Here is a 25,044-nt window from a genome sequence, read left to right on the forward strand (position 1 = left end):
ACACATCGACCACTGGAACTTCACATCGGAAGCGAGATTTCACCACAGTGACTGCTCTCACTCTCAGCACCGCCGCGGCGCCCGGCCTGCGGGCCGACGCGATCGTCGTCGGTGTCGCCAAGGGCGCGGGGGGCCCGGTCGTCGCGCCGGGCGCCGAAGCCGTGGACAAGGCCTACGACGGCAACCTCGCCGGCGTCCTGGAAACCCTCGGTGCCTCCGGCGCCGAGGGCGAGGTGACGAAGCTGCCGGCGCCGTCCGGCTTCAAGGCCCCGCTGGTCGTGGCGGTCGGCCTCGGCGCCGAGCCCGACAAGGACTCCGGCTACGCCGGCGAGGCGCTGCGCAAGGCCGCGGGCGCCGCCGCCCGTGCCCTCACCGGCGTCAAGAAGGCCGCCTTCGTCCTGCCGATCGGGGACCCCTCCGACGTCGGCTCGATCGGCGAGGGCGTGCTGCTGGGCGCGTACTCCTTCGACACCTACAAGGAGAACGGGAAGGACGCCAAGGCCAAGAACGGCAAGGCGCCGCTCGCCGAGGCCGCGCTGCTGGGCGGCAAGCCCCGGGACGCCGCGCACAAGGCGGCCCTCGCGCGCGCCACGGCCGTGTCCGAGGAGCTCAACCGGGCCCGCGACCTGATCAACACCCCGCCGAACGACCTCAACCCCGAGGCGTTCGCGGGTATCGCGCAGGCCGCGGCCAAGGAGCACGGCATCAAGGTGCAGGTGCTCGACGTGAAGGCGCTGGAGAAGGGCGGCTACGGCGGCATCCTGGGCGTCGGCGCGGGGTCGGCGTCCGGGCCGCGCCTCGTGAAGCTGTCGTACACCTCCGCCAAGGCGAAGAAGCACCTCGCGCTCGTCGGCAAGGGCATCACCTACGACTCGGGCGGCATCTCGCTGAAGCCGGCCGGTCACAACGAGACGATGAAGTGCGACATGAGCGGGGCGGCGGCGGTCTTCGCGGCCGTCGTCGCGGCGGCGCGGCTCGGTCTCGAGGTGAACGTCACCGGCTGGCTGGCGCTGGCCGAGAACATGCCGTCGGGTTCGGCCACGCGTCCCGGTGACGTACTGCGCATGTACAGCGGCAAGACGGTCGAGGTGCTCAACACCGACGCCGAGGGCCGGCTGGTGCTCGCCGACGCGCTGTGGGCGGCCTCGCAGGAGAAGCCGGACGCGGTCGTCGACGTGGCGACGCTGACCGGCGCGATGATGCTGGCGCTGGGCAGCCGGACGTTCGGGATCATGGCGAACGACGACGCGTTCCGCTCCGCGGTGCACGAGGCGGCCGAGGAGGTCGGCGAGCCGGCCTGGCCGATGCCGCTGCCGGAGCACCTGCGCAAGGGCATGGACTCCCCCACCGCCGACATCGCCAACATGGGTGAGCGGATGGGCGGCGGCCTGGTCGCCGGTCTCTTCCTGCGGGAGTTCGTGGGCGAGGGCATCACCTGGGCCCACCTGGACATCGCGGGACCGGCCTTCAACGAGGGCGGGCCGTGGGGTTACACCCCCAAGGGCGGTACGGGTACGGCGGTGCGCACGCTGGTCCGGCTGGCCGAGCTGACGGCCTCGGGCGACCTGGGCTGACGCGGCTGTGATGTCGCTCTGAGTGAGGGGGCTCCGCATGCGGGTAGGGCGGAGCCCCCTCTTCCGTGCCCGCTCGGCCGAACGTGGGACGTCTCACACACCGGCCCGGCGTCTCGTTCACCTCCGACAAGTGCGAAGATGGGGCTCGGCAGGACAGGGCCCCACCACAGGGCCGAAGAAAGAGCGGCCGGACACCAGCCGCCGACCGGTCACTGCTGACCGGCGTAGGCGCACATGCATGGAGGACGTGACGTGGCGAACGACGCCAGCACCGTTTTCGACCTAGTGATCCTCGGCGGTGGTAGTGGCGGTTACGCCGCGGCCCTGCGCGGGGCGCAGCTGGGCCTGGACGTCGCCCTGATCGAGAAGGACAAGGTCGGCGGTACCTGCCTGCACCGTGGGTGCATCCCCACCAAGGCCCTGCTGCACGCGGGCGAGATCGCCGACCAGGCCCGCGAGAGCGAGCAGTTCGGCGTGAAGGCCACCTTCGAGGGCATCGACGTACCCGCGGTCCACAAGTACAAGGACGGCGTGATCTCCGGCCTGTACAAGGGCCTGCAGGGTCTTATCGCGTCCCGCAAGGTGACGTACATCGAGGGCGAGGGTCGTCTCTCCTCCCCCACCTCCGTCGACGTGAACGGCCGGCGTGTCCAGGGCCGCCACGTCCTGCTGGCGACCGGCTCCGTGCCGAAGTCGCTGCCGGGCCTGGAGATCGACGGCAACCGCATCATCTCCTCGGACCACGCTCTCGTCCTGGACCGCGTGCCGCAGTCCGCGATCATCCTGGGCGGCGGCGTCATCGGCGTCGAGTTCGCCTCCGCCTGGAAGTCCTTCGGGTCGGACGTCACCGTCATCGAGGGCCTCAAGCACCTCGTCCCGGTCGAGGACGAGAACTCCTCCAAGCTTCTTGAGCGCGCGTTCCGCAAGCGCGGCATCAAGTTCAACCTGGGCACCTTCTTCTCGAAGGCCGAGTACACCGCGAACGGTGTCAAGGTCACCCTTGCCGACGGCAAGGAGTTCGAGGCCGAGGTGCTGCTCGTCGCGGTCGGCCGCGGCCCCGTCTCTCAGGGTCTCGGCTACGAGGAGCAGGGCGTCGCGATGGACCGCGGCTACGTCCTGGTCGACGAGTACATGCGGACGAACGTCCCGACCATCTCCGCCGTCGGCGACCTCGTCCCGACCCTCCAGCTCGCGCACGTCGGCTTCGCCGAGGGCATCCTCGTGGCGGAGCGTCTGGCCGGTCTGAAGGCCGTCCCGATCGACTACGACGGTGTCCCCCGTGTGACCTACTGCCACCCGGAGGTCGCCTCCGTCGGCATCACCGAGGCCAAGGCCAAGGAGATCTACGGTGCGGACAAGGTCGTCGCTCTGAAGTACAACCTCGCGGGCAACGGCAAGAGCAAGATCCTGAACACCGCGGGCGAGATCAAGCTCGTCCAGGTGAAGGACGGTGCCGTGGTCGGCGTCCACATGGTCGGCGACCGCATGGGCGAGCAGGTCGGCGAGGCCCAGCTGATCTACAACTGGGAAGCGCTGCCCGCCGAGGTCGCCCAGCTCATCCACGCCCACCCGACGCAGAACGAGGCGCTCGGCGAGGCCCACCTGGCCCTGGCCGGCAAGCCGCTGCACTCGCACGACTGACCCTCGGTCGACGAAGCGACGACTCAGACTTCCGCAATTCGTAAGGAGCAACCGAAACCATGGCGGTTTCCGTAACCCTTCCGGCGCTCGGCGAGAGCGTCACCGAGGGCACTGTCACCCGCTGGCTGAAGGCCGAGGGTGAGCGCGTCGAGGCCGACGAGCCGCTGCTCGAGGTCTCGACCGACAAGGTCGACACCGAGATCCCCTCGCCCGCTGCCGGTGTCCTCGCCTCCATCAAGGTCGCCGAGGACGAGACTGTCGAGGTCGGCGCCGAGCTGGCCGTCATCGACGACGGCACGGGCGTGGCTGCCGCTGCCCCGGCCCCCGCCGCTGAGCCCGTAGCGGCTCCGGCCCCGGCCCCTGTGGCCGAGGCCCCCGCTGCCCCCGCCCCCGCTCCGGTCGCCGAGGCCCCTGCAGCCGCTCCGGCCGGTGGCGCGTCCGGCACCGACGTGGTCCTCCCGGCGCTCGGCGAGTCCGTCACCGAGGGCACCGTCACCCGCTGGCTGAAGTCGGTCGGCGACTCCGTCGAGGCCGACGAGCCGCTGCTGGAGGTGTCGACCGACAAGGTGGACACCGAGATCCCGGCGCCCACCTCCGGTGTGCTGCTGGAGATCACGGTCGGCGAGGACGAGACGGCCGAGGTCGGCGCCAAGCTCGCGGTCATCGGCGCCCCGGGCGCCGCGCCCGCCGCTGCACCGGCCCCTGCCGCTCCGGCTCCGGTCGCCGCCCCGGCCCCTGCCGCCCCCGTGGCTCCGCCTGCCCCGGCGCCGGCCGCTCCGGCTCCCGCGCCTGCGCCTGCGCCCGCCCCGGTCGCCGCCGCCCCGGCTCCGGCTGCCCCGGCCCCCGCGCCGGCCGCTCCGGCTCCGGTCGCCGCCCCGGCCGCGCCCGCCCCCGTCGCCCCCTCCGGTGACGACGGCGCCTACGTCACCCCGCTGGTGCGCAAGCTCGCCGCCGAGAACGGCGTCGACCTGGCCTCCGTCAAGGGCACCGGCGTCGGCGGCCGCATCCGCAAGCAGGACGTCATCGCCGCCGCCGAGGCCGCGAAGGCCGCCGCCGCCGCTCCGGCCCCCGCGGCCGCCGCCGCTCCGGCTGCCAAGAAGGCGCCGAGCCTGGAGGCCTCCCCCCTCCGTGGCCAGACCGTCAAGATGCCGCGCATCCGCAAGGTCATCGGCGACAACATGGTCAAGGCGCTGCACGAGCAGGCGCAGCTGTCCTCGGTCGTCGAGGTCGACGTCACGCGTCTGATGAAGCTGCGCGCCCGGGCCAAGGACGCGTTCGCGGCCCGCGAGGGCGTGAAGCTCTCCCCGATGCCGTTCTTCGTCAAGGCCGCGGCCCAGGCGCTGAAGGCGCACGCGCCGATCAACGCCAAGATCAACGAGGCCGAGGGCACGATCACCTACTTCGACACCGAGAACATCGGTATCGCGGTGGACTCCGAGAAGGGCCTGATGACCCCGGTCATCAAGCACGCGGGCGACCTCAACATCGCCGGCATCGCGAAGGCCACGGCGGAGCTGGCCGGCAAGGTCCGCGGCAACAAGATCACGCCCGACGAGCTGTCCGGCGCGACCTTCACCATCTCCAACACCGGTTCGCGCGGCGCGCTCTTCGACACGATCATCGTGCCGCCGGGCCAGGTCGCGATCCTCGGCATCGGTGCCACGGTCAAGCGACCGGCGGTCATCGAGACCGAGGAGGGCACGGTCATCGGCGTCCGCGACATGACCTACCTGACCCTCTCCTACGACCACCGTCTGGTGGACGGCGCCGACGCGGCCCGTTACCTGACCGCGGTCAAGGCGATCCTGGAGGCGGGCGAGTTCGAGGTCGAGCTCGGCCTGTAGGGCTCGTTGTCCGTAGGGTGGCGCCCCTGTCCGGAGCCTCAGGGCTTTCCGGGCGGGGGCGCCGTCGTATGCCCTAGCGCGGCGTGAGCGTGTGGTCGCTCCAGTCCCACAGCGTCTCCACCCAGACGTTGGGGATGTCCAGGTGCGGCGCGTACGTCAGGTGCCGGGTCCGGTAGGCGTGCAGGACGTCGTAGGTGGCGTCCAGGCAGTCCCGGGAGGTCAGTTCGCCGGTCTTCGGGTCGATGCCGACCAGGAAGCCGCGGCCCTCGACGGTGCGGATCATCCGCCAGGCCTTGTTGACGTCACTCGTCGAGGACGGGACGCACCGGTAACGGCTGTACGGATGGGTGGACTTGCCGGGGTAGTGCGCGTCCCGGGACATGTCGCTGAGCATGCGCGCGTACGACCCCTGCGCATGCCACGCACCGATGTACCCGCCGGGCGGGGTGTACAGCTTGTCGGTGGGGTTCTCGACCGCGCCGTAGACCCACTGGCCGGTCCCCGTGACCCGGAAGCCCCAGCCGACGTGTCCGAACTTCTGCGCCCCGTCCGGCTTGACGAAGACGCAGGCGCCACCCGATCCGGCGGAGGCGGACATGTTCGTGAGGCCGCCGGTCGCCTCCCCCGCACTCCTGGCCTTGCGGGCCTTCGGGTGCCGCGGCTGGTGCGTCCCGGAGCTCGTCGAGTGGCACCCGATGAAGCCGCCGACCGCCATCGTCACGGCCACGGTGACCACGCACGCGATCCGTCCGGTTCGTCCCCCGATGAACATCGCATCCCCCTGTGGTGCGGCGGGCCTCCGGCCGGAAGCCCCTCTGCCCACCGCGACACCGGGTGGACCCGCGGGGTTTCGCCGGTGACACGGCGGTGACGGCTCCGCGTCGGGCCCGGTACGGGTCTTTACAGGGGGTGCCGCTCTGCAGAGCGTGTAAGTCTCGTCTCACCTGCATGAAAGCGCCCCCGTGCGCCCCTCCTGGGGGCGTCTGCGGCCTTATTGTCTAAACGTCAAACGCCCCCGGGGGCCGCACGGCCCCTCGCTACGAGGAGCCCTCATGACCGCGCCCGTCGTCCACTCGCTGCGCGAACAGATCCGCGAGCACATCGTGGAGGGGATCGTCAGCGGGCGCTGGAAGCCGGGCGAGCGGATCGTGGAGCGGCGGATCGCGACCGAGCTGGAGGTCAGCCAGACGCCGGTGCGGGAGGCCCTGCGCGAGCTGGAGTCGCTGCGGCTGATCGAGTCGGCGCCGAACAAGGGCGTCCGGGTGCGGAACCTGACGGCGGCCGACCTGGAGGAGAGCTATCCGGTCCGGGCCGGCCTGGAGGCGATCGCGGCGGAGCTGGCGGCGGAGCGGCTGGCGCAGGACTGCTCGGCGCTGGAGCCGCATGTGGCCGCGCTGTACGAGGCCGACCGGGAGTCCGACGGGACGGGGCAGGTGCGGCACACGGTCGGCTTCCACCGGGAGCTGGTGCGGGCCGCGGGCAACTCCGTGCTGCTGCACACCTGGGAGGGCCTGGGCATCGAGGTCTTCACGGCACTGTCGATCCGCTGGCTGGGAACCGTTCAGCAGTCGTACGCGGAGGAGCACGAGGAGCTGGTGCAGGCGTTCCGGCGCCGGGACCCTCGTATCGCGGAACTGGTCAAGGCACACGTGCTGGGCTGCGCGCCGCGAGCCTGAGCGCTGCCCCGCTCACCTGCGGAAACCCCTCAAAGACGCGGCACCGGGTGCCCGCCCGAAAGACACCCCGTGCCTACTTTCTCGCAATCGAGAAGTTTTGCCCCTCAACCCTTTGATCGATCATCGATCAGGGAGTTATTGTCGCCGACGGGCCACGCGGCGGCAGCCGCAAGGTGTCACAGCACCGCGGCCCCCGCCCTGTCCTGCCAAAGACCAAGGGCACCCCCGAACCCTTACCTGTGAGGGAACCCCCTTCGACTGAGGAAGGCGGCGACATGACCGACCCCAACGCCATCCAGCCGAGCGAGCTCGACCAGCTCCCCGACCGGGACCCCGAGGAGACCGCCGAATGGCAGGCCTCCCTCGACGCGGTCGCCAAGGCGGCGGGCCCGCACCGTGCCGCGTACCTGATGCGCCGAACGCTGGAGCGCGCGGAGGGCAACGGCATCGCGCTGCCCAAGCTCCTCGAGACGGACTACGTCAACACCATCCCGACCGCCGCCGAACCGGGCGTGCCCGGTGACGAGGCGATGGAGCGCCGCATCACCGCGTGGAACCGTTGGAACGCGGCCGCGATGGTGACGCGCGGCTCCAAATACGGCGTCGGCGGCCACATCGCCACCTTCGCCTCCGCGGCCTGGCTCTACGAGACCGGCTTCAACCACTTCTTCAAGGGCAAGGAGGGGGACGGCAGCGGCGACCAGCTCTACATCCAGGGCCACGCCTCCCCCGGCATCTACGCCCGCGCCTTCCTCGACGGCCGGCTGACCGAGCAGCACCTCGACAACTTCCGCCGCGAGTCGGGCGGCGACGGCCTGCCGTCCTACCCCCACCCGCGCCGCCTCCCCTGGCTCTGGGAGTTCCCGACCGTCTCCATGGGTCTCGGCCCGCTGTCGGCGATCTACCAGGCGCGCTTCAACCGGTACCTCACCGCCCGCGGCATCAAGGACGTCTCCCAGTCCCACGTCTGGGCCTTCCTCGGCGACGGGGAGATGGACGAGCCGGAGTCGACCGCGGCACTCGCACTCGCCTCCCGCGAGGGCCTCGACAACCTCACCTTCGTCATCAACTGCAACCTGCAGCGCCTCGACGGCCCGGTGCGCGCGAACTTCAAGATCGTGCAGGAGCTGGAGGCCCAGTTCCGCGGCGCCGGCTGGAACGTCGTCAAGTCGCTGTGGGGCTCCGCCTGGGACGAGCTGTTCCGGCTCGACACCACGGGCGCGCTCGTGCGACGGCTCCGCCAGGTGCCGGACGCGCAGGTGCAGACGTACCAGACCCGTGACGCGGCCTACATCCGCCAGGACTTCTTCGGGGCCGACCCCGCGCTGGTCGAGATGGCGAAGCTGCTGAGCGACGACAAGATCCTCGAGTGCTTCCACCTGTCCCGTGGTGGTCACGAGGCGCGCAAGGTGTACGCGGCCTACAAGGCGGCCGTGGACCACAAGGGCGCGCCGACCGTGATCCTGGCCCAGACCGTCAAGGGCTTCACCCTCGGCGAGGGCTTCGCGTCGAAGAACGCCAACCACCAGATGAAGAAGCTGACGGTGGACGAGTTCAAGCAGATGCGTGACCTGCTCGAACTCCCCATCAAGGACAGCGACTTCGTCGACGGTGTGGTGCCCTACGGCCACCCCGGCGCCGACTCCCCCGAGGTCCGGTACCTCCAGGAGCGCCGCGCGGCCCTCGGCGGCCCGGCCCCCGCTCGTCGTACGCACGCACTCGCGCCCCTGCCCGCCCCCGCCGAGAAGGCCTTCACCTCCTTCGACAAGGGCTCCGGCTCCCAGAACGTCGCCACCACCATGGCCTTCGTCCGGCTCATCAAGGACCTGGTCCGCGACAAGGAGACGGGCAGGCGCTGGGTGCCGATCGTCCCCGACGAGGCGCGCACCTTCGGTATGGAGTCGCTGTTCCCGTCGCTCGGGATCTACTCCCCCAAGGGCCAGACGTACGAGCCGGTCGACCGCGACCAGCTCATGTACTACAAGGAGGCCAAGAACGGCCAGATCCTCAACGAGGGGATCACCGAGGCCGGTTCGATGGCCGACTTCATCGCCGCGTCGACCGCTTACGCGACGCACGGCGAGGCGATGATCCCGTTCTACATCTTCTACTCGATGTTCGGCTGGCAGCGCACGGCCGACCAGATGTGGCAGCTCGGCGACCAGCTCGGCCGCGGCTTCCTCGTCGGCGCGACCGCCGGCCGTACGACCCTGACGGGCGAGGGCCTGCAGCACGCCGACGGTCACTCGCCGGTCATCGCCGCGACCAACCCGGCCGCCCTCACCTATGACCCGGCGTTCGCGTACGAGGTGGCGGCGATCGTCAAGGACGGTCTGCGCCGCATGTACGGCGAGGCGGCGCCGGGCGAGGACCCGAACGTCTTCTACTACCTCACCGTCTACAACGAGCCGCTCCCGCAGCCCGCCAAGCCGTCCGTCCCGGGCATCGACGAGGGCATCGTCAAGGGCCTGTACCGCTTCAACACGGCGGAGTCGGCGGGTCTGAACGTGGCCGCCGCCAACGCCCCGCGCATCCAGCTGCTGGGTTCCGGCACGGCGATCCACTGGACGCTTCAGGCGCAGAAGCTGCTCGCCGAGGAGTGGGGCGTGGCGGCCGACGTCTGGTCGGCGACCTCCTGGACGGAGCTGCGGCGCGACGCGCTGGAGGCCGACGCGGCCCTGCTGCGCGGCGAGGAGCGGATGCCGTATGTCCGGCAGGCGCTGCACGGTGCCGACGGGCCGGTGCTCGCGGTCTCCGACTACATGCGCCAGGTGCCGGACCAGATCGCGCAGTGGGTCGAGCAGGACTACTCCTCGCTCGGTGCCGACGGCTTCGGCCTCTCCGACACCCGCGAGGGCGCCCGCCGCCACTTCGGCGTCGACGCCCAGTCGATCGTCGTGGCGGCCCTGGCCCAGCTGGCCAGGCGCGGCGAGGTGAAGGCGACGGCGGTGAAGGAGGCCCGGGAGCGGTACGGGTTGTAGTTCGGCCGCGGGTGCATGGGGGCTGGTCGCGCCCACGGGGCGGGGGCGCGACCGGCCACAGCGGACCCGCACCCGCCCGCCCCCGGCATCATGGCGGTATGCGCGCTGCCCGCCTCATCAAGATGGTGCTGCTCCTCCAGTCCCGGCCCTCCATGACCGCCGCCGAGCTGGCGCGGGAGTTGGAGGTGTCCGAGCGGACGATCACCCGGGATGCCCAGGCGCTGTCGGAGGCGGGGGTTCCGGTGTACTCGGACCGGGGGCGGGCCGGTGGGTACCGGCTGATCGGTGGGTATCGGACGCGGCTGACCGGGCTGGCGAGGAGTGAGGCCGAGGCGCTTTTCCTGAGCGGCGTACCCGGGGCCCTGCGTGAGATGGGTCTGGAGGACGCCGCCTCCGCCGCCCGGCTGAAGGTGTCGGCGGCGCTGTTGCCATCGCTGCGGGACGCCTCCCACATCGCGTCCCAGCGTTTTCATCTCGACGCGCCCAACTGGTTCACCGCGCCGAAGGCACCCGAGCTGCTGCCCGCCGTCGCGGACGCGGTGTGGGACGACCGTCGGGTCACCGCCCGCTATCGCAGGGGCGAGAGCGAGGTGGAGCGGGAGCTGGAGCCGTACGGCCTCGTGCTGAAGGCGGGCGTCTGGTACCTGTGCGCGCGGCTCCCCGATCCCGGCTCCTTCCGCGTCTACCGGATCGACCGGTTCGTGGCCGTCGAGGCCTCCGAGGATCGGTTCGAGCGCGACGAGGGCTTCGCGCTCCCCGCCTTCTGGGAGGAGCGGGCCGAGCAGTTCGCACGGTCGATCCTGCGGGCCCAGGTCGTCGTACGGGTCTCGCAGGACGGGGCGCGAAGACTTCCGTACGCCGTCGATCCCGCCGCCGCCCGGGAGGCGCTGGCGGCCGCGGGCGGTGCGGACGGGGACGGGTGGGTGACGGTGACCCTGCCGGTGGAGTCCGAGAAGGTCGCGCACGAGCAGCTCGCGGGGCTGGGACCGGAGGTGGAGGTGCTGGCGCCGGAGAGCCTGCGGGCGCGCTTCGTGAGCGATGCCGTACGGCTGGCCGCTCTGTACGGGACATAACAATCCGCCGCACTCCACGTGCGCCCCACCCGCCCAGGCCCGATGCTGGACCCGTGATGGAAGAGTCGGAGTTCTGGGAGCTGGTGGACGCCGCCCGCGAGGCCGCCGAGGGCGACCCCGAGGAGCAGGCCGACCTGCTCGTGGAGCGGCTCCTGGAGTTCGACCCGGAGACGGTCCTGGACTTCGCCCGTCACTTCGAGGCCCGCTACAACCGCGCGTACAGCTGGGACCTGTGGGGCGCCGCCTGGGTGCTGCTCGACGGGGCCAGCGACGACGCCTTCGACTTCTTCCGCTGCTGGCTGATCGGACAGGGGCGCGAGGTCTACGAGGGTGCCGTGCACCATCCCGACTCGCTGGCCGACCTCCTGGACGACTTCGACGAGGAGATCGACGGCGACGGGGAGGAGCTGGGGTACGCGGCGGACGAGGCGTACGAGCAGCTCACCGGTGCCGTGGCACCCGACCTGGGCATCGCGCCCGCGGCCGCCGAGCCGGAGGGCACGCCGATCGACCTCGAGAACGAGCGGGTGCTGGCGGAGCGGTATCCGAAGCTGTGGGAACGGTTCAGGGACTGACGTCCGCTGCGGCCGCTCGACATCAGTACGGCCACTCGACAAGGGGGATCATGGCCCGCATTCCGTATCCGGAGCGGCAAGCCGCCGGTGTCGCGAAGCTTCCCGTGCCGCTCAACGCCTTCCGGATGCTCTCCCACGCCCCGCCCCTGACGGACACGGCGATCGACCTGGGCCTCGCGGTCCTCACGGAGTCGACCCTGTCCGTCCGGCTGCGCGAGCTGGTGATCATGGCGGTGGCCGCCGGCACGGAGTGCGCCTACGAGGCGGTGCAGCACCGGCCGATCGCGCTCAACTCCGGTAACACACCGGAGCAGTTGGCGGCTGTCGCCGAACGACGGTCCGACGGGCCGGAGTTCGACGCCTCGGAGTCGGCCGCGGTGGCGGCATCCTTCGAGCTGGTGGCCCGACACACCCTGTCGGAGGGCGTGTTGGCGGCTCTCCGCGCCCGCTTCACCGACCGGCAGGTCGTCGAGATCGTCACGACGGTCGGCTACTACGTCATGCTGGCCGGTCTCATGAACGGGCTCGGGGTGGACGTCGATCCGTCCGGCGAGCAGTTCCTCGGCCTGACCGGCGACCCTCGGTGACGGCTCAGACCGCAGCGGCGCGCCGACGGGTGGTGTCCGAGGGGATGTAGGCCTGCGTCTGCTCCGCCTTCACCGCGTGGTGCATCGGGGCCGCGTTGGCCTGGTCGAGCGCGGACGCGGTGACGGCGGCCGGCCCCAGGATGACGGCGGCGGCCGCGCAGAGCGCCGCCCAGGGGCCGAACACGGTCCGGGTCCGGCCGTCGGTCTTGTGCGCGGTGATGCTGTGACTGTTCACTTCTTCCCCACCTTCGGTCAGTGCGTGTGCCTGACGATAGGGGCGGCGTCTCGGGAAGCTCCATGAGGCGGCTACGAGAAACCTGTGAGGCCATGACCAGCCCGTACGTCAGGGAGATCACGCGCGAGGAACACCTCGCGCATCTTCGGCTGTACCCCGACGCCAGCCATCTGCAGATTCCCGAGTGGGGCGATGTGAAGCCCGACTGGACGGCGGAGAGCGTCGGCTGGTTCGAGGGGAAGCTGCTGGTCGCGGTGGCACTGGTGCTGTACCGGCCACTGCCGGGGACCCGACGCTGCCTCGCCTACCTCCCCGACGGCCCCGACATCGACTGGTGGAACCCGCGGCTGGAACGCTGGCTGGATCCGCTCGTCGCACATGTCGCGGAGCGCGGGGCGTTCGCGGTGCGGATCGGACCGCCCGTCGTCGTACGGCACTGGGACGCGGCCACCGTCACGGCGGGGATCGCCGATCCCGACGTACGGCATCTGCACGACCTTCCGGCGGCCGGTATCGACGGGTTCGCGCTGGACGCCGCCGAGAAGCTGACGCGGCTCGGGTGGCGGCGGTGCGCGGAGGACGAGAGCAGCGGATTCGGCCTCGGCCAACCGCGCTACGGCTGGCACGTCCCGCTGGCGGACCGGTCGGTGGACGACCTGCGCGAGGGCCTCGCCCCGCACTGGGAGCAGTCGCTCGGCCGGGCGGAGCGGGCGGGCGTCCGGGTCTCCTGGGGCTCGGCCGCCGACCTCCCCGACTTCCACCGCCTGTACACCGTGACCGCCGCCCACGACGGCTTCAAGGCCCGCCCGCTGGAGTACTTCCAGCGCATGTGGAAGGCCCTCAACGCCGAGGACGACGACCGGCTGCGGCTCTATCTCGCCGAGTACGACGGCTTCGTGCTCTCCGCGGCCCTCATGATCAACGTCGGCTCCCGGGCCTGGCACTCGTACGCCGCGTCCGGCCGCCAGGGCCGTGAACTGCGGCCCTCCAGCGCCCTGTTGTGGCGGATGCTGTGCGACGCGCGCGCGGCGGGCGCCGAGACCTACGACCTGCGCTCCATCACCCCGACCCTCACCGAGGACCGTCTGCTGGGCCGACTGCGCTTCAAGACCGGGGCGGGCGGCCGGGCGGTGGAGTACCTCGGGGAGTGGGAACGGCCGGTGGGGAGCCAGGGCAAGGTGTTGCAGCGGGCGGTGCGGATGTACCTCGGGCGGCGGTGAGGACGGGGGCGGGTGCCGCATACGGGTCTACCGCCGCTTGCCCACGGCTCTTGACGGACGGGGCGGTCAGTCCCACTGCTCGTCCGCCAGGGAGCTGACCGGCTGGGGCTTGCCGATGACCGCCAGGGCGATGAAGAAGTTGATCTGGCCGATCGCGATGGTCAGGGTGGCCAGCGCCTTCTCGTCGTAGTGCCTGGCCGCCTCGGCGTACAGCTCGTCGGAGACCCGCTCCTTGCCGGGCGGGGCGGGCTGGAGGGTGGCCTCCACCAGGGCGAGGGCGGCGCGCTCGGCGTCGGTGAAGTACGGGGCGTCCGTCCAGGAGGAGACGGCGGTGATGCGCTCCTCGGACTCCCCGGCCTTGCGCAGGAAACCGGTGTTCAGGATCGTCAGATAGGTGTTGCCGACGATCTGCCCGGCGCGCAGGTGGACGAGGTTCATCGTGGTGCGCGGCACCGAGCGGTTGCCGGTGGCCCGGAAGAGGGCGGCGCTGATGTCGCTCAGTTCGGGCACGAACTCGCCCGGGTTCGGCATCCGGGAGATGGAGGTCTTCGTCATGGCTGCTCTCCTTCGTCATGGCCTGGTCGGCCTCTTCGCAGCACTGACGCGCGGGCGCACACGGATGTGACAGGAGTCCGGAGAAGTTCTGAGGCGTCTTACGGCGTCCTGCTCTGCAGCCGTGCCGCCAGGTCCCTGATCTGCGGGAGGCGGGCGGCGAGGGCGGCTCCGGGGCAGTTCGTCATGAAGCCGTCCCTGTGGCCCGCGAGGGCGGGGAGCAGGGCCGTGGTGCCGGCGCGGTAGCGGCTGAGGCTGTTGCTGGAGGTGAGGCGGGCCTTCGAGCGCGGGTCGACGTCGGCCAGGCCCAGCTTCCAGGCGGCCAGCGCCGCGATCGCGTCGGTCATGGCCTGCGGGACGGGGACGCCCGCCGTGAAGGTGCCGAGGGCGGCGATGCCGGTCGTGCGGTGGTTGAAGCCCTGGGTGTGGGCGCCGGTGACGGGGCGGTCGACGCCGCCCGCGCGCCCCTCGTAGATGGTGCCGCAGCGGTCGACGAGGAAGTTGTAGCCGATGTCGTCCCAGTTCCGGGCGCCGGTCTGGCCCGCGTAGAGGTAGCGGATGATGCGGGGTGCGTCGGCGCAGTCGTAGCCGTTGGGCGAGTCGGTGTGGTGGACGAAGACGGCGACGACCTTGTCGTCGTAGCGCGGGGGCGGCTGAGCGTGCCGGGCGAGGTCGTCCAGCCAGGCCGACCGCGGCACGATACGGGGCCTGGGGGCGGAGTGCGGGGCGGAGGCGGGCCGGGTGACGACGGCCGCGGGCCGACCGGACCGGGCCGTGCTGGTGTGCTCGACACCGTCCACGCACAGGACGAGCCCGACGACGGCGGCGAGACCGGGGAGACAGGCGAACAGCACACGGGCGGGCCGGGGCAGCGGACGGCTCCGCCCGGCAGGCCGGGCCGGCGGCGCCCACCGCGATCTTCGGACACGCATACGCCCACTCTCGGCCGGATTCGCTCCGCCCGCGATGTGTGCTGTGCCACCCGGTGGAACCATCGTCCTGGTCCGCGACGTTTTTCCGAGTGATCGGGGGAACGGGCACGCTCGCGCTCACGGGGGCGTGCCGGTGCTGATCATCGGGCCCGTCCCGCGCGTACTAAGGGGTCTGAAGAGAAAGGCGGCTCTGTGGACCTGCTCGACATCCTGCTCATGCTGGTGGTTCTGGCCTACGCGGCATCCGGCTACCGGCGCGGACTGGTCGCCGGCTGTGTCTCGCTCGCCGGTTTCGTGGGCGGCGCGGTCGTCGGCGTGTGGGTGCTGCCGTGGATGATGGACCTGGTGACGGCGGGGACCACCCGGGCGACGGTCACCGCGGTGCTGACGGTGCTGGTCCCGGCGGTCGTGGGGCACGAACTGGCGGGGCGGCTGGCGCTCAAGCTGCGCAGGGAGATAGAGAGAGGGCCGCTCAGGCTGGCCGACGGTGTCGGCGGGGCCGCCGCCAACTCGGTCGCCGTGCTGATCGTCGCGTGGGTCGCCGCGAGCGTGCTCGGCGCGTCGTCGTCGCCGCTGGTCACGACCGCGATCCGGGACTCGACGCTGCTGGGTGCCGTGCAGAACCTCATGCCGGAGACGACCCCGACCTGGTTCTCCCGGGCCACCTCGGCCCTCACCCAGGCCGGCTTCCCGCAGGTCTTCAACCCGTTCGAGAACGAGTCGACGGCCCGCGTGGCCAAGCCCACCGGCGACAGCGTCACCGCCCGCGCCACCGACTCCGCCAAGCTGAGCACCGTGAAGATCGAGGGTGTCGCCGGCAACCAGGGCCGCGAGGGCAGCGGGTTCGTGTACGCGTCCGAGCATGTGATGACCAACGCGCACGTGGTGGCCGGCATCGACGACCCGAGCGTCCGGATCGGCGGGGTCGGACGGTCGTACGAGGCACGGGTGGTGCTCTTCGACCCGGACAAGGACGTCGCCGTGCTGTATGTGCCCGGCCTGAGCGCGCCGATCCTGAAGTTCGACGACACTGCCGAGCGCGGCGACTCCGCGGTGGTCGCCGGCTATCCGCAGGACGGCGACCTCAACCTCCAGGCGGCGACCGTCGCGGGCCGGGTCCGTGCCACCGGCCAGAACATCTACAGCGACGCCACGGTGACCCGCGAGATCTACTCGATCCGCTCCACCGTCCGCCCCGGCAACTCCGGCGGCCCGCTGCTGACCACCGGCGGCCAGGTCTACGGCGTCGTCTTCGCCCGCTCGACCTCCGACAACGAGACCGGCTACGTCCTGACGGCGGCCGAGGTCTCCTCCGACGCCCGGCGCGCGGCGAACTCGACGGCGGCGGTGGACACGGGCGACCTCATCACGTCGTAGTGCCCAACCCCTCTCGGGCCGGGCTCCCCCGCCGGGCCGGCCGTCCGCCGTCTGCGTGAACTGTCGGGCCGAGCAGGTCAGAGACTGCGTCCCATGAAGACGTCGTCCACGTACGCGCCGTCGAGAAGGAACTCCTCGGGCAGCACGCCCTCCACCACGAAACCCTCGGACTCGTAGAGCCCCCGGGCCGGGGTGTTGTGGCCGAGGACGCGCAGAGTCAGCCGGCGTGCGCCCTGGCGGCGGGCCTCGTCGCCCACGGCCCGCAGCAGCGCCCGGCCGACCCCCAGCCCGCGCGCCTCCTCCGCGACGACCAGGCCCTGGATCTGGCGGACGTGGCGGTTGGCGGCGAGGGGCGTCGGAAAGCCCAGCCGGACATAGCCGACGACGGCACCGTCGAGCTCGGCGACCAGATGGTCGCGGGGGCCGAAACGGTCGTCGAAGAAGGGTTCGTACGGCGGCTGGGGGCGGGGCGCCACGGCGTGCAGGGTGGACCAGGTGACCCGGTCGAGGAGGCCCAGCGCGTCCTCGTCGTCGAGGGTGGCGTGGCGTATGTGCGGAACCGGCATGACCGCCACCTTATGAGTCCACCGAGCACAATGGCCTCATGATTTCTTCCCGAGTCGTGGTGGCCGGTGCGTCCGGTCTGATCGGTGACGCCCTGGTGCGGTCCCTTGTCGCCGACGGGCACGAGGTGGTGCGGCTGGTGCGCCGGGAGCCCCGGGGCGCCGACGAGATCCGCTGGGACCCGGAGGCCGGGCGGGTGGACGCGCGCGGGCTCGCCGGGTGCGACGCCGTGGTGAACCTCGCGGGCGCGGGGGTGGGCGACCGGCGCTGGACGGAGGCGTACAAGACACGCATCCGGAGCAGCCGGGTGCTCGGCACGAAGGCGCTGGCGGAGGCGGTCGCGGCGCTGGACGAGAAGCCGCGGGTGTTCGTGAACGGCAGCGCGATCGGGTTCTACGGCGAGACCGGCGACCGGACCGTCGACGAGAGTGCGCCGCACGGGTCCGGCTTCCTGCCCGAGCTGTGCGTGGAGTGGGAGGGGGCGGCGGCGCCGGCGCGGGAGGCGGGCGTACGGACCGTGTTCGCGCGGACGGGGCTGGTGGTGTCCCGGCAGGGCGGGGCCTGGGCCAGGCTCTTCCCGCTCTTCAAGGCGGGCCTTGGCGGGCGTATGGGCGACGGGCGGCAGTACTGGTCGTACGTCTCGCTGCACGACGAGGTGGCGGCGATCCGGCACCTGATGGACACGGAGGGTCTGTCCGGCCCGTTCAACCTCACCGCCCCCACCCCCCTGACGAACCGTGAGATCACCGCGGCGATGGGACGGGTGCTGCACCGGCCGACGCTCTTCGCCGTGCCGGCACCGGTGTTGCGGACCGCGCTCGGCGAGATGGCCGGGGATGTGCTGGGCAGCGCGCGGGTGTTGCCGGAGCGGCTGCTGGAGTCGGGGTTCACGTTCGCGTTCCCGGACATCGAGGGAGCGATCAGAGCCGCACTCTGACCGTATGCGACCGCTGTGCGACCGTGCCCTGTGCATGCGCGACTGTCCTTGACCGGTCACCGCCCTACCCTCGACCCGAACTCGGGTATCCCCGGAGGCAGTTGGGGGCATGACGTCTCCACCGGCCGCGCAACCTCGAGGAGGGGCACGTGCTTGAGCCCGCGTACCAGGTGGATGTCGTGATCGTGGGAGCCGGGGTCGCCGGGCTCTCCGCGGCGCACCGGCTGACCAGCGCAGGAGTGACGACCGCGGTCCTGGAGGCCGCCCCATGGGTCGGTGGCCGCATGTCGACCGAGAAGGTCGACGGCTTCCGGCTCGACCGCATCGGACAACTGCTGTCCATGGCGTATCCCGAACTGCGCCGCGCACCCGGCCTCGACGCCCTCGTCCTGAGCCCGTTCACCCCGGGAGTCCTGCTGCACAGCGACGGACGACACCACCGGGCGGGGACCATGGCGGGTGCGGGGGGCGCACGGGGCGCACTCCACGCGGTCCGCGCTCTGGCGAGCGCCCCTCGCGCTACGGGGGCGGCAGCGGGGACGCGGAGCCGCGGGGCCGAGCCGGGATCGGGGGCCGCGCCGAAGGGCCGAGCGGCCGGACGTCGACTCACTTCCGCGCAGAGGCGTGCGAGCGCGACGCGGCCGACGTCCGGGACGGGGGCGGACACACGCAGCGCCATGCCATGGCCGACTGGCGGGGCGGAAGGGCGCGCGGGACAGGCGCCGCCGATCGTCGAAGCGGAGGGGCGCGAGGGTGAGGTGTCGCCGACGAACGGGGTGAAGGAGCGCGGGGACGCGGGGACGCCGACGGGCGGAGCGAAGGGGCGCGGAAGCGCGGGGTCTCCCGCGGGCGGGACACCTACGCGCGGAGGCTCGGGGTCGGCGAACGGCGGCGCGAGGGGGCGCGGAGGCTCGGGGTCGGCAAACGGAAGCGCAGAGGCGACCAACAGCAGCGCGAAGGCACCCGGAAGCATCGGTTCGGCCAACAGCAGCGCGAAGGCACGCGGAAGCGCAGAGGCAGCCAACAGCAGCGCGAAGGCACCAGGAGGCGCAGGGTCGGCCAACAGCAGCGCGAAGACTCCCGGAAGCGCAGGGGCAGCCAACAGCAGCGCGAAGGCACCAGGAGGCGCGGGGTCGGCCAACAGCAGCGCGAAGACTCCCGGAAGCGCAGGGGCGGCCAACAACGGCGCGAAGAGGCGCCGAAGCGCAGAGGCGGCCAACAACGGCGCGAAGAGGCGCGGAAGCGCAGAGGCGGCCAACGGCGGCGCGAAGAGGCGCGGAAGCGTCGGTTCGGCCAACGGCGGCGTGAAGGGGCTCGGTGGGGTTCCCTGGCCGGCTGCTGTGTCGAAGGGGCTTGCCGGTGTGCCTCGGTTTGTCTCCGGGCCGTGGGGTCAGGGGGGTGTGGCGGCCGCTCCTCGGGCGCGGACCGGGGCCCCGCTGGGTACCGCCGTCGATCAGGCGCGACTCGGGGCGGCGCTGGTGCGCCTCGCGTCGATGCCGGTCGAACGGCTGCTGTCCCGGCCGGAGTTGCCGGCCGGCCAGGCCCTCGCCGCACGCGGCATTCCCGCACGCGCCGTCGACGGCTTCCTGCGCCCGCTGCTCGCCGCTCTCCTCTGCGACCCGGAGCTGACGACGTCCAGCCGGTGCGCCGACCTCGCGTTGCGGGCCTTCGCCGGCGGGCGGCTGTGTCTGCCGGAAGGCGGCGCCGAGACGCTGCCGGAGCTGCTGGCACGGGCGCTGCCGCCGGGGACCGTACACACCGGGGTCCGGGTCACCTCGGTCTCCACCAACTCGGTGACGACCGCGGAGCACGGCGAGATCCGCTGCCGGGCAGTGCTGCTGGCGACCGACGCGAGGGCCGCGGCCGAACTGCTGCCGGGCCTGCGCGTACCCGACTTCCACCAGCTCACGGTCGTCCACCACACGACGGACGAGCCGCCGACGACCGGAGCCTCCCTGCTCCTCGACGCGGACCGCGGCGGCCCGGTGGCCCACACGGCGGTGATCAGCGAGGTGGACCCGACCCGCGCCCCCGAAGGGCGGGCACTCATCTCGTCCACGGTCCTGGGCCCTCCCCCACCCGACCTCGAAACCGCCGTACGCACCCACCTCTCCCGCCTCTACGGCACCTCCACGCGCCGCTGGGAAACCCTCGCCGTCCACCACACCCCCGAAGCGGTCCCCGCCATGCGCCCACCCCACGACCTACGCCGTCCGGTACGCCTCCTGGCAGGCCTCTACGTCTGCGGCGACCACAGGGACACCAGCACGGTCCAGGGAGCCCTGCATTCGGCCCACAGGGCGGCGACAGCGATCCTCACGGACCTGGGCGCGGCAGGTTCGATGCACCGGGCCGACCCCGTCACCACAGCCGAGGCCGCCTGAAACGCGCCGCGTGGTGGGTTGCTAATGAAGCGCCGCCACCTTGTCCCGATACCCCCTCACCGGCGCCGAATCCTTGTACGGCTCCAACCGGCGTTCGAAGTCCTTCACATACTCGACCGCCCGCACGGACCGCATCTCCGCAGCGGCCCCCGCCGCCTCCGCCCCCAACTGACACGCCTGGTCCAACTCACCCAACCCCAACCGGGCGGAAGCCAGCACCACCCGACAGAACAGCCGACTACGCGCATACGCGGGCGCCTGCAACTGCAGCGAGCGCTCGGCGTGCTGCGCCGCCGCCCGGAACTGCTGCAGATCCCGATGCGCATGCCCGAACTCGTCCGCCAACTGCGCCTCGTCGAAGAACCGCGCCCAGTACGGCACTTCGTCCCCCGAGCGGGCCGTCTCCAGGGCCCGCTCGGCCCGGACCAGCGACCCCGTACAGTTGCGCACCTCCCCCAGCACCCCGTGCCCCCGTGCCTCGGCCGCGTGCAACAGCGCCTGCACGACGGGCGGCGCGTTCGTCCCGGCACCCTGCTGCGCCACCCGCGCCAGCTGCACGGCCTCCCGCCCGTGCCCGAGATAGACGGCCTGCCGGCTCATGGTGACCAGCACGTACGAGCCGTACGCCCGGTCCCCCGCCGCCTGCGAGAGCCGCAACGACTGCACGAAGTACCGCTGCGCCAGCCCGTGCGCCGCGATGTCGTACGACGTCCAGCCCGCGAGCCGCGTCAGATCCGCCGCGGCCGCGAACAGTTTCCGGCCGGTCTGCTCGCCGTAGGTGCCCCGCAGCATCGGCTCGCACTCGTGCTCCAGATACCGGACCAGGGCCTGCCGGGCGTGTCCGCCGCCGTACATGTTGTCGAGGGTGCGGAAGAGCTCGCCGACCGAGCGGAGCGCGGCGATGTCGCCGCCGGTGACCCTCTGGCCGGGCCCGCCCGTGCCGCGCTGGCGCGGGACGACCGGGCGGCCCTGCGCCGGAACCTTGACCGGCTGCTCGCCACGGGCCACCTTGTCGTCGGCGCGGCCGATCAGCCAGTCCCGGCTGGGCACCACCAGACCCGCCGGGGTGAACGCGATCTTGCGGAGCTCGGCATGCGAGCCGGAGTCCTTCCTCCACAGCCCACCGACGATGTCGACGGCCTCCTCGGGCGTCGCGGCGAACTCCAGCCCGGCGTAGACGGGAGCGCACGCGTCGAGCCCCAGGTCCTGGGCGGTGAGCCGGCGCCCGAGCCGCCGGGTGAAGACCTCGGCGATGAGGGCGGGGGTCGTGCCGCGGGGCTGCTGTCCTCTCAGCCACCTGGTCACGGACGTCTTGTCGTATCTCAGATCAAGCCCGTGTTCGAGACCGAGTTGGTCCACGCGACGGGCGAGCCCCGCGTTGGAGAATCCCGCTTCTGCGATGAGCGCGGCGAGCTGTCGGTTGGGAGTGCGCTGCGCGGGTCGTTCCGTCATCTGCGGTGCGGTCTCCTGCCTTTCGGGCCGTCCTGGCGCCGTTACGGCGTCCGGGTGCCCGGATTGCCTGTGAGCAGCCCTTATGGCCTCTGTGAACGGCGCGAATGTAGCGGAGAGTGAGCACCCGGTCGCACATTTCGACGCTCGTTCATCCGATCGTGTGAGGATTGACCCCGGGGCTGACGCGAGACGGTCGGTCGTACAGTGGCGTAGGCACGTTTCGTGCCTTACGACCTTCTAGGGAGGCGCTTGCCGTGAGTGAGCTGCGGTTCGTCCGCATGGGGTTCGGCTCCGAGGCCGTGGACTACCAGGCGGCCTGGGACGAGCAACGCCGGGTGCACGCGGCGCGGTTCGCGGACGAGGTCCCCGACACCGTGCTGCTCCTGGAGCACCCGCCGGTGTACACGGCCGGCCGGCGCACCGCGGACAACGAACGCCCCCTGGACGGCACCCCGGTCATCGACGTGGACCGCGGCGGCAAGATCACCTGGCACGGACCGGGCCAGCTGGTCGGCTACCCGATCCAGAAGCTGCCGCGTCCGGTGGACGTGGTCGCGCACCTCCGCCGGCTCGAAGAGGCGATGATCCGCGTCTGTGCGGAGTTCGGCGTCGCGACCAGCCGGGTGGAGGGCCGGGCAGGCGTCTGGGTGCTGGGCGACCCGGTGGAACAGCGCCCCGCCCTCGGCGGCCTCTCCCTCGACTTCGACCCCCGGCTGACCGACGAGGAGTTCGACCCCCGTCTCAACGGCCCCGAGTACGCCCCCTCCAACGCCGGCCAGCGCCGTGAGGACCGCAAGATCTGCGCCATGGGCATCCGGGTCGCCAAGGGCGTCACCATGCACGGCTTCGCCCTGAACGTGAATCCGGACACATCCAACTTCGACAAGATCATCCCCTGTGGCATCCGGGACGCGGGCGTCACCTCCCTCGCGTACGAGCTGGGGCGCGAGCTGACCATCGCCGACGTCCTGCCGGTCGCCGAGCGGCACTTGACCGACGTACTGGGGAACGCGGACCTGAGGCCGCGGGAGATCGAGAAGGCCTCCGCCTGACACCGGGAATCAGCCCCTCAGCGGCGGGGTTGGCCTGAAGCAGGGCTTGGTAAGCACGGGCGTACTCTGGTGTGCGCCGAAGAATCGAAGCACAGGGAGCCGACGTGTCCGCAGTCTCACCGGACGGACGCAAGATGCTGCGCCTGGAGGTCAGGAACGCCCAGACCCCCATCGAGCGCAAGCCCGAGTGGATCAAGACGCGGGCGAAAATGGGCCCCGAGTACACGAAGATGCAGAACCTCGTGAAGAGCGAGGGGCTGCACACCGTATGCCAGGAAGCCGGCTGCCCCAACATCTACGAGTGCTGGGAGGACCGCGAGGCGACGTTCCTCATCGGTGGTGACCAGTGCACCCGGCGCTGCGACTTCTGCCAGATCGACACCGGCAAGCCCGAGGCGCTCGACCGTGACGAGCCGCGCCGCGTCGGCGAGTCCGTGGTCACCATGGACCTGAACTACGCCACCATCACCGGCGTCGCCCGCGACGACCTGGAGGACGGCGGCGCCTGGCTGTACGCGGAGACGGTCCGGCAGATCCACGCGCAGACCGCCGGGCGCGAGGCCGGGCGGACCAAGGTGGAGCTGCTCGCCCCCGACTTCAACGCGATCCCGGAGCAGTTGGAGGAGGTCTTCTCCTCGCGCCCCGAGGTCTTCGCGCACAACGTCGAGACGGTCCCCCGGATCTTCAAGCGCATCCGCCCCGGCTTCCGCTACGACCGCTCGCTGAAGGTCATCACGGCCGCCCGCGACCACGGCCTCGTCACCAAGTCGAACCTCATCCTCGGCATGGGCGAGACCCGCGAGGAGGTCGGCGACGCGCTGAGGCAACTGCACGAGGCGGGCTGCGAACTGGTCACCATCACCCAGTACTTGAGGCCGTCCGTGCGCCACCACCCCGTGGAGCGCTGGGTGAAGCCGCACGAGTTCGTGGAGCTGAAGGAGGAGGCCGAGCAGATCGGCTTCTCCGGGGTGATGTCCGGTCCGCTGGTGCGGTCCTCGTACCGGGCCGGGCGGCTGTACCAGATGGCCGTGGAGAAGCGCGGGGCGTACGTCGCCTCGCAGGCGGTCTGATGGCACGGAGTGCCACTCCAAACGTGTGAATCTGGGCACAAGTAACTACCGGCGGGTAGTGGCCGATTGACGCGGTCCTGGACGTCCTCGCAGCTGGGGGCACCATCAGGGCCGCGTCAGCGTTTTGACCCTGCGTATCAAGGCTTCATTGGTGTTTGACCGGTCGGTCACGCCCTGGTAACACCAATCAGTGACCCTGGCTGTACACCCCGTGCACCACTCACCAGAGCCGCCATTCCCGAGGGGGACCTCCATCATGCAGGCCGCGCCCGTTCGCGCCACCGCCATCCCGTCCTTCACCGATGCACTCCGTGCCGTCGAGTCGCTGCTCATGAGCAGCGGCCAGCGCACCGCTCGCCGCAACGCCTGGACCTCCGTCCTGGAGGACCGCCGCCGCGCCAAGGACCGGGTGGAGGCGCAGCGCGTCCTCGACCAGGTCACCGTCGTCCGTCCCTGACCCACCCCGCTCCCTTCCCCGGCACTGCCGTCGTCGGCGCTTCCAGGGCCACGTAGACTTCGTGCCATGGCGAGGAAGGACACAGCAGCGGACACCGCTGCGAACCCCGGGCGACTGAAGCAGATCGCCCTGACGTACAAGATGACCCGCAAGGCCGACAAGAAGATCGGTCTTGTACTCGCGGCTGTCGGCATCGGCATCTTCGGTGTTTTCCTCGCGATCGGCTTCTTGATCGGTCACCCCATCTATCTCGGGATCCTGGGCCTGCTGCTCGCCCTCCTCGGGGCGGCGATCGTCTTCGGACGCCGGGCCGAGCGGGCGGCCTTCGGACAGATGGAGGGCCAGCCGGGCGCCGCTGCGGCCGTGCTGGACAACATCGGCCGGGGCTGGACCACCACTCCTGCGGTGGCGATGAACCGCAGCCAGGACGTGGTGCACCGGGCCGTCGGCAAGGCCGGCATCGTCCTGGTGGCCGAGGGCAACCCGAACCGGGTGAAGAGCCTGCTGGCCGCCGAGAAGAAGAAGATGAACCGCATCGTCGCGGACGTACCGGTGCACGACATCATCGTCGGCGCGGGCGAGGGGCAGACCGAGCTCAAGAAGGTGCGGACGACGATGCTCAAGCTTCCGCGCGTGCTGACCGGTCCCCAGGTGACGGCCACCAACGACCGGCTGCGCGCGATGGGCGATCTGATGAGCAACATGCCGCTCCCGAAGGGGCCGATGCCGAAGGGTATGAAGCTGCCGAAGGGTGGGCCGAAGGCGCGCTAGGACACCGGCAGTCACGAATGGGCCGGGGGGGGGCGCCCACGCGGGTTGGGGGGGCGGGCGCGAGGGAGGGGGGGGGCCAGAACGGGAGGG

21 protein-coding genes and 2 pseudogenes are annotated in these 25,044 nt (G+C 71.5%); 17 read left to right on the forward strand and 6 right to left on the reverse strand.

Translation table 11 applies throughout. From position 1 onward, the window contains the following. The first annotated feature begins 47 nt into the window (after window positions 1–47). The 3 genes from ACWC09_RS40085 to sucB all read left to right on the forward strand — a co-directional run bounded on the left by ACWC09_RS40085 (window position 48) and on the right by sucB (window position 5,059). The gene (locus ACWC09_RS40085) at window positions 48–1,574 is read left to right on the forward strand and encodes a leucyl aminopeptidase (protein ID WP_450855990.1); all 1,527 of its coding nucleotides are present in this window, start codon (window positions 48–50) and stop codon (window positions 1,572–1,574) included. 252 nt (window positions 1,575–1,826) lie between these two features. Beyond that, window positions 1,827–3,215, forward strand: coding sequence for a dihydrolipoyl dehydrogenase (gene lpdA, locus ACWC09_RS40090; RefSeq protein WP_450855991.1), 1,389 nt, complete (start codon window positions 1,827–1,829; stop codon window positions 3,213–3,215). A 59-nt stretch (window positions 3,216–3,274) separates the two neighbouring features. Then, window positions 3,275–5,059 carry a 2-oxoglutarate dehydrogenase, E2 component, dihydrolipoamide succinyltransferase gene (sucB, locus tag ACWC09_RS40095; RefSeq protein ID WP_450855992.1) on the forward strand — a complete coding sequence of 595 codons (1,785 nt, stop codon included), beginning with the start codon at window positions 3,275–3,277 and terminating at the stop codon, window positions 5,057–5,059. 73 nt (window positions 5,060–5,132) lie between these two features. On the opposite strand, the gene ACWC09_RS40100 is transcribed toward sucB, so the two are convergent. Continuing rightward, on the reverse strand, window positions 5,133–5,795 hold the full coding sequence (locus ACWC09_RS40100) for a hypothetical protein (RefSeq protein ID WP_450855993.1): 663 nt from the start codon (window positions 5,793–5,795) through the stop codon (window positions 5,133–5,135). Window positions 5,796–6,111: 316 nt separating this feature from the next. Here ACWC09_RS40100 and ACWC09_RS40105 point away from each other — a divergent pair, with 316 nt between their 5' ends. The 5 genes from ACWC09_RS40105 (at window position 6,112) to ACWC09_RS40125 (ending at window position 11,951) form a co-directional block, all read left to right on the forward strand. Then, on the forward strand, window positions 6,112–6,735 hold the full coding sequence (locus ACWC09_RS40105; protein WP_450855994.1) for a GntR family transcriptional regulator: 624 nt from the start codon (window positions 6,112–6,114) through the stop codon (window positions 6,733–6,735). Between the two features lie 275 nt (window positions 6,736–7,010). Continuing rightward, window positions 7,011–9,716: a pyruvate dehydrogenase (acetyl-transferring), homodimeric type gene (gene aceE / locus ACWC09_RS40110; protein ID WP_450855995.1), complete on the forward strand. Its 2,706-nt coding sequence runs from the start codon at window positions 7,011–7,013 to the stop codon at window positions 9,714–9,716. Window positions 9,717–9,814: 98 nt separating this feature from the next. Next, the gene (locus ACWC09_RS40115; protein ID WP_450855996.1) at window positions 9,815–10,789 is read left to right on the forward strand and encodes a helix-turn-helix transcriptional regulator; all 975 of its coding nucleotides are present in this window, start codon (window positions 9,815–9,817) and stop codon (window positions 10,787–10,789) included. A 56-nt stretch (window positions 10,790–10,845) separates the two neighbouring features. Continuing rightward, a complete protein-coding gene (locus ACWC09_RS40120; protein WP_450856012.1) occupies window positions 10,846–11,364 on the forward strand; it encodes a DUF4240 domain-containing protein in 519 nt (172 codons plus the stop codon). Between the two features lie 50 nt (window positions 11,365–11,414). Beyond that, window positions 11,415–11,951 carry a carboxymuconolactone decarboxylase family protein gene (locus tag ACWC09_RS40125; protein WP_450855997.1) on the forward strand — a complete coding sequence of 179 codons (537 nt, stop codon included), beginning with the start codon at window positions 11,415–11,417 and terminating at the stop codon, window positions 11,949–11,951. A 4-nt stretch (window positions 11,952–11,955) separates the two neighbouring features. Here ACWC09_RS40125 and ACWC09_RS40130 read toward each other — a convergent pair whose 3' ends face one another. Next, window positions 11,956–12,186: a hypothetical protein gene (locus ACWC09_RS40130; RefSeq protein ID WP_450855998.1), complete on the reverse strand. Its 231-nt coding sequence runs from the start codon at window positions 12,184–12,186 to the stop codon at window positions 11,956–11,958. A 92-nt stretch (window positions 12,187–12,278) separates the two neighbouring features. Here ACWC09_RS40130 and ACWC09_RS40135 point away from each other — a divergent pair, with 92 nt between their 5' ends. Next, window positions 12,279–13,406 (forward strand): lipid II:glycine glycyltransferase FemX, encoded by a 1,128-nt coding sequence (locus ACWC09_RS40135; RefSeq protein WP_450855999.1) that lies wholly within the window; start codon window positions 12,279–12,281, stop codon window positions 13,404–13,406. Window positions 13,407–13,472: 66 nt separating this feature from the next. On the opposite strand, the gene ACWC09_RS40140 is transcribed toward ACWC09_RS40135, so the two are convergent. Both ACWC09_RS40140 and ACWC09_RS40145 read right to left on the reverse strand, forming a co-directional pair. Further along, on the reverse strand, window positions 13,473–13,961 hold the full coding sequence (locus ACWC09_RS40140) for a carboxymuconolactone decarboxylase family protein (RefSeq protein ID WP_450856000.1): 489 nt from the start codon (window positions 13,959–13,961) through the stop codon (window positions 13,473–13,475). 98 nt (window positions 13,962–14,059) lie between these two features. Then, window positions 14,060–14,890, reverse strand: a complete 831-nt coding sequence (locus ACWC09_RS40145; protein ID WP_450856001.1) for a peptidoglycan recognition protein family protein — start codon at window positions 14,888–14,890, stop codon at window positions 14,060–14,062. A 192-nt stretch (window positions 14,891–15,082) separates the two neighbouring features. Here ACWC09_RS40145 and ACWC09_RS40150 point away from each other — a divergent pair, with 192 nt between their 5' ends. Next, window positions 15,083–16,267, forward strand: coding sequence for a MarP family serine protease (locus ACWC09_RS40150; protein ID WP_450856002.1), 1,185 nt, complete (start codon window positions 15,083–15,085; stop codon window positions 16,265–16,267). 77 nt (window positions 16,268–16,344) lie between these two features. On the opposite strand, the gene ACWC09_RS40155 is transcribed toward ACWC09_RS40150, so the two are convergent. Further along, a complete protein-coding gene (locus ACWC09_RS40155) occupies window positions 16,345–16,833 on the reverse strand; it encodes an N-acetyltransferase family protein (protein ID WP_450856003.1) in 489 nt (162 codons plus the stop codon). A 38-nt stretch (window positions 16,834–16,871) separates the two neighbouring features. Between ACWC09_RS40155 and ACWC09_RS40160 the strand changes: the two genes are divergently transcribed. From ACWC09_RS40160 to ACWC09_RS40170, 3 genes and pseudogenes are all read left to right on the forward strand, one after another. Then, entirely contained in the window at window positions 16,872–17,768 is an 897-nt protein-coding gene (locus ACWC09_RS40160; protein ID WP_450856004.1) for a TIGR01777 family oxidoreductase, read from the forward strand. A 149-nt stretch (window positions 17,769–17,917) separates the two neighbouring features. Next, window positions 17,918–18,299, forward strand: a pseudogene (locus ACWC09_RS40165) (FAD-dependent oxidoreductase); the annotation flags it as partial. Window positions 18,300–19,171: 872 nt separating this feature from the next. Further along, window positions 19,172–20,152: pseudogene (locus ACWC09_RS40170) on the forward strand (NAD(P)/FAD-dependent oxidoreductase); the annotation flags it as partial. Between the two features lie 21 nt (window positions 20,153–20,173). Here the strand turns inward: ACWC09_RS40170 and ACWC09_RS40175 are convergent. Next, window positions 20,174–21,604: a regulator gene (locus ACWC09_RS40175; protein ID WP_450856005.1), complete on the reverse strand. Its 1,431-nt coding sequence runs from the start codon at window positions 21,602–21,604 to the stop codon at window positions 20,174–20,176. Between the two features lie 254 nt (window positions 21,605–21,858). On the opposite strand from ACWC09_RS40175, the gene lipB reads away from it, so the two are divergent. The 4 genes from lipB to ACWC09_RS40195 all read left to right on the forward strand — a co-directional run bounded on the left by lipB (window position 21,859) and on the right by ACWC09_RS40195 (window position 24,954). Further along, on the forward strand, window positions 21,859–22,656 hold the full coding sequence (gene lipB / locus ACWC09_RS40180; RefSeq protein ID WP_450856006.1) for a lipoyl(octanoyl) transferase LipB: 798 nt from the start codon (window positions 21,859–21,861) through the stop codon (window positions 22,654–22,656). Between the two features lie 104 nt (window positions 22,657–22,760). After that, window positions 22,761–23,726 carry a lipoyl synthase gene (gene lipA / locus ACWC09_RS40185; protein WP_450856007.1) on the forward strand — a complete coding sequence of 322 codons (966 nt, stop codon included), beginning with the start codon at window positions 22,761–22,763 and terminating at the stop codon, window positions 23,724–23,726. Between the two features lie 256 nt (window positions 23,727–23,982). Further along, window positions 23,983–24,183, forward strand: a complete 201-nt coding sequence (locus ACWC09_RS40190; protein WP_450856008.1) for an SCO2195 family GlnR-regulated protein — start codon at window positions 23,983–23,985, stop codon at window positions 24,181–24,183. A gap of 66 nt (window positions 24,184–24,249) precedes the next feature. Next, complete coding sequence (locus ACWC09_RS40195) at window positions 24,250–24,954, forward strand: DUF4191 domain-containing protein (RefSeq protein ID WP_450856009.1); 705 nt, start codon at window positions 24,250–24,252, stop codon at window positions 24,952–24,954. Window positions 24,955–25,044 lie beyond the last annotated feature (90 nt).

The sequence above is a fragment of the Streptomyces sp. NPDC001617 genome (assembly GCF_053596855.1).

Excerpts from the sequence above, each read along its gene's own strand:
- ACWC09_RS40195 (WP_450856009.1), top strand. The coding sequence starts at position 24,250 with ATGGCGAGGAAGGACACAGCAGCGGACACCGCTGCGAACCCCGGGCGA.
- ACWC09_RS40145 (WP_450856001.1), bottom strand. The coding sequence starts at position 14,890 with ATGCGTGTCCGAAGATCGCGGTGGGCGCCGCCGGCCCGGCCTGCCGGG.
- ACWC09_RS40135 (WP_450855999.1), top strand. The coding sequence starts at position 12,279 with ATGACCAGCCCGTACGTCAGGGAGATCACGCGCGAGGAACACCTCGCG.
- ACWC09_RS40175 (WP_450856005.1), bottom strand. The coding sequence starts at position 21,604 with ATGACGGAACGACCCGCGCAGCGCACTCCCAACCGACAGCTCGCCGCG.
- ACWC09_RS40190 (WP_450856008.1), top strand. The coding sequence starts at position 23,983 with ATGCAGGCCGCGCCCGTTCGCGCCACCGCCATCCCGTCCTTCACCGAT.
- ACWC09_RS40160 (WP_450856004.1), top strand. The coding sequence starts at position 16,872 with ATGATTTCTTCCCGAGTCGTGGTGGCCGGTGCGTCCGGTCTGATCGGT.
- ACWC09_RS40155 (WP_450856003.1), bottom strand. The coding sequence starts at position 16,833 with ATGCCGGTTCCGCACATACGCCACGCCACCCTCGACGACGAGGACGCG.
- sucB (WP_450855992.1), top strand. The coding sequence starts at position 3,275 with ATGGCGGTTTCCGTAACCCTTCCGGCGCTCGGCGAGAGCGTCACCGAG.
- aceE (WP_450855995.1), top strand. The coding sequence starts at position 7,011 with ATGACCGACCCCAACGCCATCCAGCCGAGCGAGCTCGACCAGCTCCCC.
- ACWC09_RS40125 (WP_450855997.1), top strand. The coding sequence starts at position 11,415 with ATGGCCCGCATTCCGTATCCGGAGCGGCAAGCCGCCGGTGTCGCGAAG.
- ACWC09_RS40105 (WP_450855994.1), top strand. The coding sequence starts at position 6,112 with ATGACCGCGCCCGTCGTCCACTCGCTGCGCGAACAGATCCGCGAGCAC.
- ACWC09_RS40120 (WP_450856012.1), top strand. The coding sequence starts at position 10,846 with ATGGAAGAGTCGGAGTTCTGGGAGCTGGTGGACGCCGCCCGCGAGGCC.
- ACWC09_RS40140 (WP_450856000.1), bottom strand. The coding sequence starts at position 13,961 with ATGACGAAGACCTCCATCTCCCGGATGCCGAACCCGGGCGAGTTCGTG.
- ACWC09_RS40115 (WP_450855996.1), top strand. The coding sequence starts at position 9,815 with ATGCGCGCTGCCCGCCTCATCAAGATGGTGCTGCTCCTCCAGTCCCGG.